General features: G+C 41.6%; 11 protein-coding genes. 9 read left to right on the top strand and 2 right to left on the bottom strand.

What is annotated here, in order from left to right; translation table 11 throughout:
* Window positions 1-43: 43 nt before the first annotated feature.
* From AAH582_RS17060 to AAH582_RS17050, 3 genes are all read left to right on the top strand, one after another.
* Window positions 44-2,278, top strand: coding sequence for a glycoside hydrolase family 3 C-terminal domain-containing protein (locus AAH582_RS17060; protein WP_343319000.1), 2,235 nt, complete (start codon window positions 44-46; stop codon window positions 2,276-2,278).
* A 65-nt stretch (window positions 2,279-2,343) separates the two neighbouring features.
* Window positions 2,344-4,860, top strand: a complete 2,517-nt coding sequence (gene galB / locus AAH582_RS17055; RefSeq protein ID WP_343318998.1) for a beta-galactosidase GalB — start codon at window positions 2,344-2,346, stop codon at window positions 4,858-4,860.
* Window positions 4,861-4,864: 4 nt separating this feature from the next.
* A complete protein-coding gene (locus AAH582_RS17050) occupies window positions 4,865-7,708 on the top strand; it encodes a hypothetical protein (protein ID WP_343318996.1) in 2,844 nt (947 codons plus the stop codon).
* A gap of 200 nt (window positions 7,709-7,908) precedes the next feature.
* On the opposite strand, the gene AAH582_RS17045 is transcribed toward AAH582_RS17050, so the two are convergent.
* Complete coding sequence (locus AAH582_RS17045; protein WP_343318995.1) at window positions 7,909-9,684, bottom strand: family 43 glycosylhydrolase; 1,776 nt, start codon at window positions 9,682-9,684, stop codon at window positions 7,909-7,911.
* A gap of 249 nt (window positions 9,685-9,933) precedes the next feature.
* On the opposite strand from AAH582_RS17045, the gene AAH582_RS17040 reads away from it, so the two are divergent.
* Window positions 9,934-11,103, top strand: coding sequence for a glycoside hydrolase family protein (locus AAH582_RS17040; RefSeq protein WP_343318993.1), 1,170 nt, complete (start codon window positions 9,934-9,936; stop codon window positions 11,101-11,103).
* Window positions 11,104-11,114: 11 nt separating this feature from the next.
* Here AAH582_RS17040 and AAH582_RS17035 read toward each other — a convergent pair whose 3' ends face one another.
* Window positions 11,115-12,161, bottom strand: coding sequence for a hypothetical protein (locus AAH582_RS17035; protein ID WP_343318991.1), 1,047 nt, complete (start codon window positions 12,159-12,161; stop codon window positions 11,115-11,117).
* A 618-nt stretch (window positions 12,162-12,779) separates the two neighbouring features.
* On the opposite strand from AAH582_RS17035, the gene AAH582_RS17030 reads away from it, so the two are divergent.
* From AAH582_RS17030 to AAH582_RS17010, 5 genes are all read left to right on the top strand, one after another.
* A complete protein-coding gene (locus tag AAH582_RS17030) occupies window positions 12,780-13,547 on the top strand; it encodes a pentapeptide repeat-containing protein (protein ID WP_046675345.1) in 768 nt (255 codons plus the stop codon).
* Between the two features lie 377 nt (window positions 13,548-13,924).
* Window positions 13,925-14,263 (top strand): PadR family transcriptional regulator, encoded by a 339-nt coding sequence (locus AAH582_RS17025; RefSeq protein WP_046675346.1) that lies wholly within the window; start codon window positions 13,925-13,927, stop codon window positions 14,261-14,263.
* Window positions 14,260-14,934, top strand: a complete 675-nt coding sequence (locus tag AAH582_RS17020; RefSeq protein ID WP_343318987.1) for a hypothetical protein — start codon at window positions 14,260-14,262, stop codon at window positions 14,932-14,934. Before AAH582_RS17025 ends, AAH582_RS17020 begins: the two co-directional genes overlap by 4 nt.
* 18 nt (window positions 14,935-14,952) lie before the next feature.
* The gene (locus tag AAH582_RS17015; protein WP_343318986.1) at window positions 14,953-15,945 is read left to right on the top strand and encodes a hypothetical protein; all 993 of its coding nucleotides are present in this window, start codon (window positions 14,953-14,955) and stop codon (window positions 15,943-15,945) included.
* Window positions 15,946-16,114: 169 nt separating this feature from the next.
* The gene (locus AAH582_RS17010) at window positions 16,115-16,780 is read left to right on the top strand and encodes a hypothetical protein (protein ID WP_343318984.1); all 666 of its coding nucleotides are present in this window, start codon (window positions 16,115-16,117) and stop codon (window positions 16,778-16,780) included.
* Window position 16,781 lies beyond the last annotated feature (1 nt).

The following is a 16,781-nucleotide window of genomic DNA, read 5'->3' as shown; positions in this document are numbered from 1 at the left end:
TGAGAAATTAGAAAGGTATATCTGAGAAAATAAAACTATAAAAATGAAATTTAACCGTTGTTTTTTGAGACTGAATGTCCTTTTTTTGTTGCTTATTGCTGGGGGAAAGCAAGCGACAATGGCACAAAGCAAAAGTTACGCTTTTCTTGATGTAAAAAAAAGTCGCGAGGAACGTATTCAGGATCTGATTGCGCGAATGAGCCTATCGGAAAAAGTGCAGATGATGAAGCACGAGTTTAAGGGCATTCCACGATTGGGCATTCCGGCATACGATTGGTGGAATGAAGCGCTGCATGGTGTTGCACGGACAGAAGAAAAAGTAACTGTATATCCGCAGGCTATAGGCATGGCAGCTACTTTCAACACGGCTGCAGTCAAACAGATGGGGGATTATACGGCGACAGAAGGTCGCGCATTATTCAATGAAGATCTCAAAGCTGGAAAAACAGGTAAACGCTATCGCGGACTGACCTATTGGACTCCAAATATCAATATTTTTCGTGATCCACGCTGGGGGAGGGGCCAGGAGACTTATGGTGAAGATCCTTATTTGACAGGGCAGATCGGAACGGCTATCGTGCGCGGATTGGAAGGTGATAATCCGCAGTATTTGAAAGCGGTTGCGGCAGCTAAGCATTATGCTGTGCATAGCGGTCCCGAACATAATCGACATTCTTTTAATGCAGAAGTCTCCGCTTATGATCTTTGGGATACTTATCTTCCTGCATTTCGGCAGTTGGTAATGAAAGCAAAAGTACACGGAATCATGTGTGCTTATAATCGATTAGACGGAATGCCCTGCTGTGGCAATAATGTGTTGCTTAATACTATTTTACGCCATCAGTGGGGCTTTAAAGGTTATGTAACTTCGGACTGTGGCGGTATCAATGATTTTGCAAGTGGACATAAGACACATCCGGATAATACAGCGGCTGTCAGTGCGGCGGTTTTGGCCGGAACAGATCTCGAATGTGGTAATCTCTATCAATTGTTAGAACAGGGGGTAAAACAAGGCGCATTATCCGAAAAGGATATTGATGTTTCACTAGCCCGACTTCTGCAGATCTGGTTTCAATTGGGGATGTTCGATCCACAAGCACTGGTACCTTATGCAAAGATTGGTCGCGAAGTTATCGAAAGTAAATCGCATAAGGCACATGCATATAAAATGGCGCAGGAGTCGATGGTGCTCTTGAAAAATGAGCATAACTTGTTACCTCTTAATCCCAATAAAATAAAAAGAATTGCTTTGATTGGCCCTAATGCCGATAATGGACATGCGCAGTTAGCAAATTATTTTGGTACACCTTCGGAAATTGTTACACCACTGAGCAGCTTACAAAAGCGTTATGGAAAGCAAATCGCGATAGACTATCTTCCGGGAACCGAAATTATGAAAAAAATTGATGGTGGTCCTTCATTTGAAGAAATTGTTAAAAAGGCTGCAGCGGCAGATGTTATTGTTTTCGTTGGTGGTATAACTGCAGACTACGAAGGTGAAGCTGGCGATGCTGGTGCAGCGGGGTATGGTGCTTTTGTGAATGGCGACCGATCGACTATGGCTTCTCCTGAAGTGCAGACGGCACTTTTAAAAGAACTGAAAAAAACAGGGAAACCACTTGTATTGGTCAATATGTCGGGATCAGTGATGAGCTTCGATTGGGAATCACAGCATGTAGATGCCCTATTGCAGGCATGGTACGGCGGGCAGGCAGCCGGAGATGCTATTACGGATGTGCTGTTTGGTCGTTATAATCCTGCCGGACGTATGCCTTTGACAACATATAAACGTGATGCGGACTTACCTGATTTTGAGGATTACTCCATGGCAAACCGGACTTATCGTTATTTTACAGGTGAGGTCCGTTATCCATTTGGTTATGGACTGAGCTATACGAACTTTGAATATAAGCAATTACAGACGCCTAGAATCGTCGAAACAGGAACTGATGTTCAGGTCACCGTACAAGTTACAAATAGCGGCGAGCGTGACGGTGATGAGGTTGTTCAATTATATGTTGTTCATCCGAAAGAAGGAAACTATAAAGTACCTAATTGTGCTTTAAAGGGCTTTCAGCGCGTATTTTTCAAAAAGGGGCATTCGCAGAAAATAACGTTCACTCTGACACCAGAAGATTTGGCTCTGGTGAGCGAAAAAGGCGAGTTGATACAAAAAGGTGGCGCTGTCAAAATATATGTTGGTGGCGGTCAGCCGGGAAAATCTGTAGGCGTCGAGACCGAAATTACAATGCAAGGAACCGCGTATCGACCCTATTAAGGCAAAAAAAGAAGTAGGTTTGTATAGACCTTACTGTTAAATAATCAACGAATAAACAAAAATAAATGAAAGTAATTTTCGGAATGATCCTCGCGATGTTATCCTTTTCCTTATTTGGACAACAGCAGGAAATAACACGCATGGGAAACGCGCGTGTGGAGCTTTTTGATCGGGACTGGAAGTTTTCCCGCTTTGGTTTGCAGGCTGATGGTAATCAATTGGCTGAACCTAATGATTTGTATAAGACCGAGTGCAATGATGATACTTGGCGTAGCTTGGATCTACCGCATGATTGGGCTATTGAGGGACCATTCCGTATTGAATTGGCCAGTGAATCCGGAAAGCTGCCCTATAAAGGAATAGGTTGGTATAGGAAACATTTTAAAGTCGAGAACCTTCAAGCCGGAGAGCGTGTTTATCTGGATTTTGATGGAGCCATGGCGAATGCTAAAATCTGGTTAAATGGCCGTTATGTAGGTACTTGGCCTTATGGTTATAGTTCCTTTCGTATGGATTTAACGCCCTATCTAAAAAAAGATGGTGAGAACGTTTTGGCAGTACGTTTGGATACGGAAAATTGGGAATCAAGATGGTATAGCGGAGCAGGAATCTATCGCCATGTATGGATGGTACGTACTTCCGCTGTGCATGTGGCACATTGGGGAACCTCAATCACCACCCCTGTTGTTAGCGATCAATATGCAACGGTCAAGAATGAAGTAACATTGGATAACTTCCGTTTTTTTTCAGTACATGCTGAGGTCAAGGCGACTTATTTCGAGTTGGATGCTCAAGATAAACCTGGAAAACAGGTGGCCACCGCCAGTGGATTTGTAGACCTTCATGCCAATGCAAGTGGCAAACTGAATCTTGAAACGCGTATCAGTCAGCCGAAACGTTGGGATATTCTATCGCCAAATCGTTATGTAGAAAAGATCGAGGTAATCGTCGACGGTCAACTTAGTGATATCTATTATAGTCCTTTTGGGGTGCGGACAATCGCATTTACAGCCAATGAAGGCTTCAAGTTAAACGGCCGTCGTGTAGACATAAAAGGGGTATGTAACCATCATGATTTGGGATCATTGGGGGCGGCCTTCAATAAAAGTGCGTTGGAACGTCAGCTCAACATGTTACAGGCCATGGGTATGAATTCCCTGCGCACATCACATAACCCACCAGCACCAGAATTATTGGAATTAGCTGATAAAATGGGGATTTTGATTTGGGACGAAGCTTTTGACGCTTGGCGTACAGGTAAGCGCGCAAAAGATTATAATAAATTATACGATGAGTGGCATGAGCGCGATCTATTGGCCATGGTACATCGCGACCGGAACCATCCTTCGGTATTTATATGGTCCATTGGTAATGAGGTGCTTGAACAACAGGATGTCAACATGACTCGGCATTTGGCCGATATTATTCGTCGGGCAGATCCAACACGACCAGTTTCCAATGGTTATAATGACCCGGATGGCGGCCGTGAATCGGGCGCTGCAACCGCTTTGGATATCATGGGTGTGAATTACTTCTTTAGTCAACAGGGGCGTTGGGATAAAGATGCGCGGTATCAGCATATGCCGACTTTGGGCAGTGAAACTTCTTCCTGTGTTTCTTCCCGCGGAGAATATTTTTTTGGAACCGATTACGATGGCTGGCAGGTCACTTCTTACGATCGTGCCGCTCCAGGCTGGGGCTGTTCACCGGACGCACAGTTCCGGATATTGGCGCAGTATCCAAACTTGTTGGGAGAATACGTTTGGACAGGTTTTGATTATCTGGGCGAACCGACACCTTATAATTCGGCGGAGACCAATCTGTTGAATTTTAGAACGGATCCCGCAAAACGTGCTGAATTGGAAGCTGCATTGGAAGAATTGAAAAAGAAAAATCCTCCTTCGAGAAGCAGCTATTTTGGGATTATAGACCTTGCTGGTTTTCCAAAAGATCGGTTTTACTTATATCAATCTCATTGGCGGCCAGACCTGCCAGTGACGCATATCCTGCCACATTGGACTTGGGAAAGCAGAAAAGGAGAGATTACACCGGTGCATGTGTATACCTCTGGCACAGAAGCAGAACTTTTTGTCAATGGAAAAAGTCAAGGACGTAAGAAGAAGGTTGCGGGACAGGATTTCCGATTGCAATGGGATAGCGTGCGTTACGAACCGGGAACGGTTAAGGTAATTGCTTATAAAGACAGCAAGGAATGGTCCAAAGCAGAAATCCAAACCGCCGGAAAAGCTGAAAAGCTCCAGATGGAAGCAGATCGTGCTACAATCGATGGCGGACGCTCTGAGCTTGTTTTTGTATCGGTAAAAGTGACTGATAAAAAAGGAACCCTCGTGCCTCAATCGGATGCGATGATTGATTTTTCGGTCGAAGGTGCAGGTGAAATTGTATCTACCGATAATGGAAATGCAATTGATTTTACCTCGTTCCAAAGTCATTCGCGTAAAGCCTATAACGGAATGGCATTGGTCATCGTAAAAGCAAAAAAAGGAGAGCAGGGTGCAATTCGAATCAACGCATCGAGTAAGGGCTTAAAAGTAGCTACGGTACAAGTATTGGCAAAATAAAAAGATGAATTATTTAAAGAAACAACTCTATATCCTGTGTCTATTGGGATGCTTGGGGCAGGCAAGGCAGAGCTATAGTCAGCAGCTGCCGCTGTTTAACAAAGAAAGCAACAGCCTGTCTGGAGACTGGTTAATTGGAACTCCCCGAGCAAAAGCGGGACTTTTCAAAACGAAAGAAGGTCATTTGGTGTTTTCCAATGGCTTGGTCAGCCGCACATTTACGACTTTTCCAAATGTAGCCAGTATTGGTTTGGACGAATTGACTGGAAATACAGCATTTCTAAGGTCGATTCGACCTGAAGCCAATGTAACAATCGATGGGTTTACCTTTGATGTCGGTGGATTGGAAGGACAAAAAGTACATAATTACTTACTAAAAGAATGGATACCGAGTTTAAAGGCTAATCCCATTGCTTTTAAGTTCCATGACTATAAAATTGAAGAGACAAAACCCCGTTTTGGCTGGAAAAAAAGACCAAACTGGATGCCTAAAGATATGCCCTGGCCAGTGCCGGGCAAAGAGCTGACATTTAACTATAAATTGGATCAACAGGCGATCGATGCTCTTGCCGCAAAGAGCAAAAGTGACCAAAACAGATCATTGCTGTTGGAAGATAAATTTCAGCGTTTAGCGTCCGACTGGAAGTTGATGGTGTCGAAATCACATGCACGTAATTCCTTTGTCAATGAAGGAAAAGTGGGCGAGATTATGGCACTGGAGAATGCGGCAGTATTTGCTGAAAGAGCGGTTCCTCAAGAAGCAAAGGTACTCGTCGCCAAGATGAATAAAGGTACTGATCAATCCAACGATTGGGGATTGGGTTTTGGGCTAACACTAATGAATAGTAGCCCCAGACTTTATTGGCGGGCAAGCGAAGGCAAAGTAGTCTTTTTTGATGGCAAACGCGATAACGGAACCTTCGAAGTTGGTAAAGCAGATCAGCTATGGTTTAGATATGAAATAACGGATAAAGAATTATTGGCACAAGCCTCTTTGGATGGACAACAATGGCATACTGTCGGCCATCTTTCGCTAAAGTCAGGTGACAAGATACAGTTGGTCCGTGTCGGAAAAATGGATCCAAATGGTGGAAATAAAGATGGAAAGGCTTCTACAAAGGAAGGTCGCTCGAAAGTTGAAGGCTTTTGGGCATATGGTGATTTCCCATCCCAATTTGCCGGCGATTTGTCCAGTAAACTTGCCTATATGAAAGATGTCACGGTACAGGTGCATTATGACCTTTATGACGATATGCCAATCTTTAGCAAGTGGATTACGGTGCAGAACCAGTCTGGGCAAGACATCGTTGTCAATAAATTCAAAAGTGAGCAGCTTGCGGTTTTTGAACCCGAAAGTTCGGTAGATCAACGCAATCGATGGCTGTTGCCAAACATCACGTTGGAAACGGATTATAACTTTGGCGGGATGAGCGAAGAGTATATTTATTCGTCGAGTGTGGAATGGAAAAAAGACCCCCTATATACAACACAGGTACACTATGACCGGGAGACGCCTTGTCTCTTGGAGGTTGCACCTAAAATGGGACCTGAGCAGAAGGTATCTTCTGGTGCTGAGTTTGCGAGTTATCGCGTTTGGGAGCTGTTGAACGATAGCTGGGAGCGCGAACGTAAGAGCCTTGGATACCGAAAAATGATGCGCTCCATGGCGCCATGGGCAACTGAAAATCCGATATTGATGCATGTACGGAGCTCGGATAACGAGTCGGTTAAAAAGGCAATTGATCAAGCAGCGGAAGTGGGTTTTGAAATGGTGATCATGACCTTTTGGTCTGGATTCAATGCCGAAGATGATTCTCCCGAGAATATTAAGCGCATGAAGGAGCTCGCTGACTATGCACATAGCAAAGGGATTGAACTTGGGGGCTATTCGCTCCTTGCCAGTCGTCATATTGATGCTAAAAATGATGTTGTATTACCTGAAGGGATGCATCCGCGCTTTGGAAGTTCACCCTGTATTGAAAGTGAATGGGGACAGGCTTACTTTAAAAAACTTTATTCGTTATTTGATCAATCGGGACTGGGTGTATTTGAGCATGATGGCTCTTATCCAGGGGATTGGTGTTATGCCACCGACCATCCGGGACATCATAATGAAAAAGACTCGCAATGGAATCAATTTAAACGGATCACTGACTTTTACAAATGGTGCCGTGAAAAAGGAATCTACCTGAATATTCCGGATATGTATTTCTTGAACGGCGGTAACAAAGTGGGAATGGGCTACCGCGAAGCGAATTGGTCATTACCGAGGGCACAACAGGAAATTGTTGAAAGACAGAATATCTTCGATGGTACCTGGGCGAAAGCACCATCGATGGGGTGGATGTTTGTTCCTTTGGTAGAATACCAAGGTGGCGGCAAAGAGGCAACGATAGAGCCTTTGAAGGATCACCTGCCTCATTATGAACAACGCTTGGCCAATCTATTTGGCGCAGGTGTACAGGCTTGTTATCGTGGACCACAGCTTTATGACTCCCCAGAGACGAAAAATGTAGTAACCAAATGGGTGAATTTTTACAAGAAACACCGTGAAGTTTTGGACAGTGATATCATCCACGTGAGACGTCCTGACGGGATGGATTATGATGCTATTTTGCACGTGAATCCAGCGGGAAAAGAAAAGGGATTACTAATGATCTATAATCCATTGGACGAAGCGATAACACGAAAAATTAAGGTCAACTTATACTATACCGGACTGAAAGGAAATGTGCAAGTGGTTGAGCAAGATCAAAACAGGAGGACAATGCCATTAAATGCAGCCTCGGAAGGGATCTTTGAGGTTAATATACCAGCAAAAAGTCAAACTTGGTTTGTGATTAAGTAAATCGTCGGTGAACGTTTCGGATCGAGATTTCACATTTTTAAGGAGTCTTCTCATCACAACGATGAGAAGACTCCTTTTTTTAGACTTGGTTTATATGCTGTTTCGTGTTTGACTTTACACTTGATTGACAAGAGTTCACCCAATGTAATTTCCCGGATTGTGTTTCTCCGTTTATCCAACGGGATAGGCCGTTTTAGATGCTATTCAATATGGAGCAATTTTTTGCTCCGTTCCGAATGGCCGTTTTCATTAAAAGCTTCCACCGAAAAATAGTAGCCCTGATCGCTGTTGAAACTACGACCATCAAAGTTGTTCTCGTAGACCACGATTGCATTGTATAATTTGTCGGATTTAATACCCCAACGGAGGATATAACCTTTGGTGTTTGGCGATGCTGGCCAATGCAGTGTGATCTGGCGACGGTCTTCCGTATTACGTTGTCCTGTCAAGCTGTTGATTCCTCTGGGTTTTTGCCCCAGGCCATGACCAAAAATTCGAAAATCATAAAGCGAGAACTTACCAGGAATATCTTTCTTATTGGTCAGGCGGACATAACGTGCGTTGACTTTGCGATCTAGGCTAAATAATTCATGCGGGTGATCTTTTGTATTTTTTGTTTGATCTATCAGCGAGGACCATTTTTTGCCATCGCTGGAGTATTCGATCAAATATTGATAGCAGTAAGACTGGGGCGCTTTAAGCTGGAAATCTTGATCAGCGAAATTCACTTGTAGGGAACTGATGGACATGTTTTTTTCAAGGTCAATCTGAATATATTCACCGATAGCGCCCGAAGCTGCCGACCACCAGCTTTCTACCCGTTCGTCGTTGGCGTAAATTTTTGGGAATTTATCCAGCTCACTGGATACTTGAATGGGTTTGTTTTGAGACAAAAGGTTGTACGGTAGGGAAAGATCTTTTGTCTCGAGGTCAACTTTGGTACTGGGGAGCTGAAAGGGGAGATCAGTATACACTGTCTGTGCATAAAGCTGGCCTTTCTTGTCAAAAAATGCAGGAAAAAGACCAATACGTCGTTCAAACCAGTCCCGTGCCGAAATTTTCATGGTCGCGACATGCCAATAGTTGCCCAGCTTGTCCTGAAAAGTATGTCCATGACCTGCGCCTGCAATAAACCCGCCGGGTTTATAAGAAAAAGGGCTATTGGCTTCATAGCGAAACGGTCCCAAGGGTGAATCGGCGGTGTAAACACCATCGGCATAACTTCTGAATTGCGTGCCCGGAGATGCGTATTGGAGGTAGTATACACCTTTGTGTTTAATCATTGTCGCCCCTTCGTTCCAACCGGGGGTTCCCAGTTCGTTATGTTCGCCCTGCACTTCCCAGCCATATTGTTTTTCATGATGTTGAATCAATACTTGTGGGACGCCAATGGGTTTGAAACCATCGTTAGGATCTACTTCCACTCCCATGATGGGATCAACGTTTGAACATCCCCAATACAGATAAACTTTACCAGTATCGTCCTTGAAGAAGGCTGGATCCGTCATGCCGATGGTAAATTTGGTCGGTACGGGTTCCCACTGATCCTGATCAGGATTGGTTGTTTTATAAATTTGGGGTTTGCCACCGGAAGCCAAAAAGTAAAGCGCACCGTTGTAATTTAATACAGTAGGTGCATAAGCTTCGATGCTGCCAATACTTTTGCAAGGGATATACAGCCAATCCTTTAAATCTGAGGAGCGCCAATATCCTCCGGATTTCGACGCAAATAAATAATACTGGCCGTTGAAAAGCTCGATGACGGGATCTGCTGCTTCCCGTCTACTGGGACTTTCGGGCATAAAACGATATTCCAATGCCAAAGGATTGGTAATGATTTTTGTGGTCTGTTGTCCGTAAACAAGCCCAGAAAGAGAGCCTGTACCGAAAAGAACAGTTATGAAAATCTTTGTGAACCTATTTTTGTTTGCTGTTATCGTTCGCTGTTTTATGGGTTTACCGATTGGTTTTTGCATAGTTTTCGCTTTCTAATAAAGACGATCGAAACCTTTTCGTCCCTAAAATGGCCAAAAGGTTTTGATGATGTAAACTGAGGTAAGATAAGTAAAATTAAGTCTTTAATAGTTTTTTAGACGTTGTTGACGAAATCATGTTAATACTGATTCATAAATAATCAATAGAGATGACTAGTTTGTTGTAAAGTCTTGCTAATTTGCCTTCAGTTATAAAACAGATGCTACAATGCATTTAGCCGAAATTATGTGATGAAAAGACTAACTTTCTTTTTAACCTTGCTATTGCGGGTATTATGTGCCGGAACTGGTTATATTGCTAAAGCACAGGACAATCTTAATCTTGGAGCAAAGCTCCAACAGACAATTGATACCAGTCAAGTTTTAATCGACGGCCAATATTATCACTGGTGCAATAGTGTAATTCAGGGGGAGGACGGTAAATACCATATGTTTTACGCGCGTTGGCCACATGGCAAACGGACATTGGATGATGATCCTGCGAATGGAATTTTTGATGGTTTCAGTGGTTGGTTAAAATATTCGGAAATCGCCTATGCAACCGCCGACAAGCCAACTGGGCCTTTCCATTATGTGAAGACCATTTTAAAAGGAAATGGAGATCAACATAAATGGAACCGCTATACCATGCACAATCCACAAATACGCAGATTTGGTCAGAAATATTACCTCTATTACATGAGTAATGCCTTCGATTCGACCTTTAGAGCCAAAAATGTCGATCCCAATTCAGACTGGGGACATTGGCTTAAATACAATTGTACGCAGAAGATCGGTGTACTTGTCGCTAATAAATTGAGCGACTTTGCGCTGGGTAATTTTCAGGAAGTAAAAGAACCGCTGATTGAGCCAGATGGGATACAAACTTTTGAGGTGACGACAAATCCATCGGTGACAGAAGGACCCGACGGACGATATTATATGATCTTTAAGTCGCGAAAACCCAACGTGGGCAATATGACGATGTGGATCGCGGTAAGCGATAGACCGGATAAGCCATTTAAACTCCTTTCACAAGTATTCACGGAGCCGGACATGGCCTGTGAAGACCCATTTTTATGGTATGATAAACAGCGAAAGCAATTTTATGCAGTTGTCAAGTACTATGCGCATTCAGGTAAATTGGTCGCGCAGTTTGGTGCTTTGGCACTGATTACCTCAGCAGATGGCCTGCACTGGCATGCTGCCCGTCACCCTTTGGTATCACAACGCGAATTGAAGGTAACCGGACAACACAAAACAGTGCTGGCCCATTTGGAACGTCCGTTTATATTATTCGATAAAAAAGGACGACCACAGGCATTATATGCTGCTGCTTCGATCGGAGATCCTTTTAAAAATAAGTCCGATAAGATCCCGAAAGAAGAAAACTCCTTTATTGTCAATTTTGGACTGAATTAAAAGCATTCCCTTTAATTAACATCTTTTTTCTCTGGCCATTTTACAAACACACCCGTTTCGAGTGTCAGTTCACCGGTCGTAGGGTTATAACTATCCTTGGATAGAATAGGGATTTCACCGGCAACTTTACTTTGTTCGGGATTGTGTGTACGGTTGTGGTAGGTTGGTACTTTTTCAAGCTTGACCAATTTACCATTAATGCGTAGATTTTTTTGAACAATGGTTACTTTAGGTAATTTGTCGTATCGGATGACATTCAGTCCCTCAAGATCCCTCGACCTTTGGGCAAAATCGATGAAATACTTGTATTGCTCTAAGAACGATGTAATATGCCCTTTCATCTGAATCTTTTTACCCGGGAAAGCTAGGGATCCTACATTAACCACTTTTTTTGTGCTTAAATCTTCGACATACATAGTGACCCAGGAATGTTCATAATCGCCCCAGCTGAAATAGGTTTCTTTAGGCTTAATAGTATCTGGGATAGACTTGCCCGCGATATAGCCTTCTTTTTTTAATGTGATGCGATAAGAACCTTTATGCCAGCCTACAACATTCCGGACACTGATAAAATCACCCTCCGCATCCGAACTGGCATAGTACCCCTTGGTTTTTAAGGCTTTTTTTGTCCTTTCAAACCAACGCGAAAAGATGCCATTAAATTTGATATCCTCTTCTTTACCCGTCTTAACACTAATACCGCCACCGGAAGATTGAATACCACAATATAAAGGCATATTGTTTAGGGATATATTAAAAGGTGAAATATAAAATGAATAATGGTCGGGGATCTCATCCTGTACAATAACATCAATGGAAATAGAATGGAAATAATTGACTGCAGAGTCCAATACATAATAGGAATTGGTATAGTGTAAAGGGGGTAAGATGAGGCTATCGGGAAAGACATATTCCGTAGCCATTTTCTTCTTGAGCTCTTCATCTATACTGCTGTTTTCATATTTTTTTTTAAGCTCCTCTTTGGTTTGGGAAAAGGTTATGCCGCTGAATAAGGAAAGCGGTACAAGCACTACCAAGATATTTTTTATCAATTTCATAAACAGTTTTAATTGCGTATACCAATATACTTTTTTTTCTTTTAGCAGTAAAGAGCTAATTAACCGGCCGATTAAAATAATACAATGAACGAATCGTAAATCATTTTTGGCGAATTGTAAACGGTGGCTTGAATCGCTGACTGAGCACTTTATATTTGGTTCCAAGAAATGCCGAAACATATCTTGGTGCTTTTTTGAAGTTCTTGGTGCTTTTTTGAAGTAAGAAATGAGCCGATCTTAATTTGTTAATTTATTGTGCTGCAGATTTATGTGCGACATTTTAATTTTAATTGTCATAGTAGATAGTGCCTTACACGTAAGGTAAATGTTTTTCATAGGTAGTAAGCCGTAAAGGACTCCCCGTCCTTGCGGCTTTTTTTGCGCTTATTGTTCAGTTGAAGAATGGCTGGCTAATATATTCCTATCGTTAGTATGCAACGACATGTTTTATGTCTTGGCTGTTTTAGGCTGGGATAAAAAAAAATAAAAAAAGTCAAAATTCCTTTAGGACGTTTTGTCTTTCCCGTTGTCATCATTGTATAAATGGAGATTTTGGCCGTTAAATATCCATTTGAAATGCAACTACTATGAAATTTTAGCCTATTAATCATTTTTAGCATGGCACTGACTAATAAAATATTCCAGCAAAGTGAGATTGAAAGTTTTGAATTCAATCACAAAGTCTTAAAAAACTGTTCTTTTATCGATTGCAAGATAAAAGGGAAAAGCTTCATGAACTCCATGTTTCGTGATTGTAAGTTCATCCGCTGTACCTTTGTAGACTGTAACTTTCAGTCTGTTGTTTTTCAGGAATCTGGGCTTTGGATGGAAAGTACATTCGAAGCGAATGATTTTTCGAAAGCCATCATTGGAAATCTAAAAATTGAAAAATCGTCCTTCCTTTACAATACATTTGACAAAACAACTTTCGACGGGACGAATTTGATTCATGTGGTATTTAAAGGAAAGATCAGTTCTTCATGGTTTTATGGAATTCCTTTTACAGAAGATTTATATTCCACCAATCTTTTTATTCTCAAAAAAGCCAAACCATTAAAGACTCCCTTGGTAAATTTTGGTCATGCAGAATTAAAGGACGTCATATTTTCTCGAGGGTTAGATCTCTCCAGTACAGTTTTTCCAAACCAAGAGCATCTTAAAATCATCAATAATCCCAGACGTTTTTTTGATAGTTTCCTCAAAAGGTCAAGAGAAGTGTTTACGGATAATGAATCGTTGGTTTTCTGTCGGGACTTGGTGGATAATGTCTTGTATAAACCCGAAAATAGGGGGATGCCAATCATATTGGTTGATCTAAATCAGTTTTACCCCTCATTGAATGAAAATAGAGATCGTCTTATTGTTGATCTATTAAAAGCAGGATAATCATATCATTCTATATATAATTGTTAGTGCAAAGCCGTTTGGAGTTCCCAGCTCTAGCGGCTTTTTCGCTCCCGACCTGCTTATGCCTTTATTCGCTCCTGTCATTACCTTTGTTCGCTCTTGTTCCTAGTAAACACTTAGCTGAAACCTTGTGTTTACCTAGTGAACTAGGTTAAGACTGGGCGATTCATAGGGATTTGCTAGGTGAATTCCAAAAGCAAGGCAAAAGCAGGGTAGAAGCGGTGCAGTCAAAAGGCCGTGCAAACGCCCAACCTGATGATGGAAGTTAAAATGCAACCTGCTGTATCATAGTTTTTTTATGTTTTTGTATATATAAGAAAATTAGGTATATTTAATTACTTTTTTAAGATGAACGAATGAAAGATACGAAGCTATTAAAAGGCACTTTACAAACGATTATTCTGAAGCTATTGTCTGGAACGGAAAGAATGTATGGCTATGAAATGACTCAGCAGGTAAAACTCTTAACAGATGGGGAGTTTATCCTCACTGAGGGAGCGCTTTATCCTGCACTACATAAGCTAGAAGCGGAAGGGCTCCTGGATACAGCAATAGAAGTTGTCGATGGAAGAGCAAGAAAGTATTACTCCCTGACAGTGAAAGGAAAAAAAGCGCAGATAAGTAAAATGAAAGATGCGTTGACCTTTGTGGAGAAGTTGCAGGTTATTTTGAACACGAAACCAATTGTATCATGACAGAAAAGAAATTGACCAAAGCGGAGTTAGGTATTCTGATGGATTTTATCCGTTCTAAAGGATATCATTATGTTGATGTTCAAATTGAAATTTTGGATCACTTCGCCTGTAAGGTAGAGGAACTGATGTCTTCAGATGCCGGCATGTATTTCAATCGAGCCATTGATCTCGCTTATGCCGGTTTTGGAGAGGCGGGGTTTGGAAGCATTGCAGCTAGTTATGAATTGAATCTGCAAAGAAAACAGATCAATAAATTTCCTGCTGATTTTTTACAGTTCGTCAAGCATTGGCATAGTGCAATTTATATCCTGTACTTCACATTGTTCTATTATTTTGTGCCGCTCGATGCAGATGCTTTTTGGACGGGATTAAAATTAGGGATGATTGGTACACTAGTTTTTTATATTCCAGTATACCTATTGCGGCATCGGCCTCGAGGGAACAAATACTGCGTTTATCGCAATTATCTTGGTTTAACAATACCGATTATGGTTTTGATCATCGGGTTGATTTCTTCGGAATGGATCGTTAATTATGTTCCTTTAGCTTTGTATCGTGTTGTTATTCTTATTTTTATGTATATTGGATTAGGAATTTTGTCTATCTTTGAGAAGAATCTAAAGGCCATTGTCCGACGGGTAGATGAGATCGAAGTGCTGCACCAGAGCTGACGATTAATTTTTTAAATTATGAAATATCTTTTCCTGTTGTTATTAAGCATTTGTTTTTTGTCCAGTTGTGACAAAGAAGATAGTGATTTTGACGCTAGGGAGATCGGTGATGGAACAATGGCTAAAAGGTATCAATTTGTAGGGCGTTCCGTCGGGTTTTCGGTTAGCCAGATCTACGTGGATGGCACTACAGATAAAAACTTCTATTTGGGGACAGTTTGGGGATTAAAAGATACTACGCCGCAACTAAAACTAACTTCCCTTCGCAATTATAAACCTTTCAAGAGCACAATTTCTTCTACACAGCCAACTTTAGCTCCAATCCGTATCATTCCTGGATTTGATGCTGTGCGAGCTTTCGCTAAGAAAAGCAAGGGGGAACCGGCTGTTTTGAGGCAATCGTCTGTAGGGGCATTTTTCGATTATAGAGCGATACGCTACCATCTTAATAATAGCCCTGACGTAGATAGTGTACTCAAATTGGTCCGTCACCATGATTCTACCACGATAAAAAGAACTAATAGCCTGTTATTGCGTCGAGAACATATTACATTTAGTCTCTATGCGGATCTGAAAGACTATGAACAGGCTTTTAGTAAGGATGCACTAGGGAAGTTTAAAAAAATAGGATATAATCCCTACTATGTTTCGTCAGTCAACTATGGTACCCACTCGATTATGATGGGAGAAAGTGATTTTCCACGTGGTGATCTTAAAAACGTATTGGAAAAATTGCTGTACAATCAATTTCTGACGAAAACCGACGAAACGGTGTTAAATCGTTCCGATGTGCTGGTTTATTTGCGTGGTGGACGTCAAACTAGTTTTATTAGACGCGCAACAGGTTTGGACGCTATTAAAAAACTTGTCATTGATTATAAAAATGAACTTGAACTGCAACAGAATAGCTTTGATTATCCCATTAGCTATAGCCTAGGAAACCTTAATTCCTATGGGGACCTGAAATTCTGGTACTCTTATGATTTTCTCGTCCGTGAGGAAAAAGAGTGATTTTTATTTAAACATTTAGATAATTAAAAGGATATTTTTTACATTTGGGCTATTGTCGCAAACGGCATCATAGCGCTGTTTCCTGTCTATCTATTTTAAACCAGGCATAACCATTCGCCTTTTTGCTTCAATACCATTATTAGCTATAAACAATTATTAAAGAAGAACTATGGAAGAAACAATTAAGACATTGATCTACTTTCACGCATTTTTTGGTGGAATAGGATTGATTACCGGCCTGATCAGTGTGGCTGTAAAAAAGGGAGGAGCAGGGCATAAGAAGACGGGGATCATATTTTCCTATGCGATGGTGATTAGTTCTTTAATTTCACTCGTTATTGCGAGAATGCCGGGCCACGAAAACACATTTTTATTTTTGATCGGTATCTTTACCATCTATCTCATTCTGGCGGGTAATCGCGCGTTGACTTTACGCAGTAAGATTAAACAACAGGCCGATTGGAAAGACAAACTTATTTCGGCTACGATGCTGCTTGCATCGGTTGGTATGTTGTGTCTTGGTTTAATTGGATTGGTACAGCAGGTGGCAAATTCTGCTTTATATGTCTTTTTTGGTGGTTTTGGTGCATTTATGAGTATTCGGGATTTTCAGCTGTTTAAAAGTTTCAAAGAAAAGAAAAATGGTTGGCTGGTCAGTCATTTGGGTCGTATGGTAGGCGCATTGATTGCGTCGGTGACTGCCTTTTTAGTTGCCGGGATTCAGCTTGGTTCAACGCTGGTTTGGATTACGCCAACCATCATCGGCACCTTGTATATCATCTATTCCAATAGAGCATTGAACAAAAATAAAGTGCTTCGTGCGGATTTGCATTAAT

This window comes from Sphingobacterium multivorum (genome assembly GCF_039511225.1).
In the GTDB taxonomy this organism is placed as follows: domain Bacteria; phylum Bacteroidota; class Bacteroidia; order Sphingobacteriales; family Sphingobacteriaceae; genus Sphingobacterium.
Note: the sequence above shows the minus strand (reverse complement) of the source record. Positions and strands in the feature narration are given on the sequence as shown.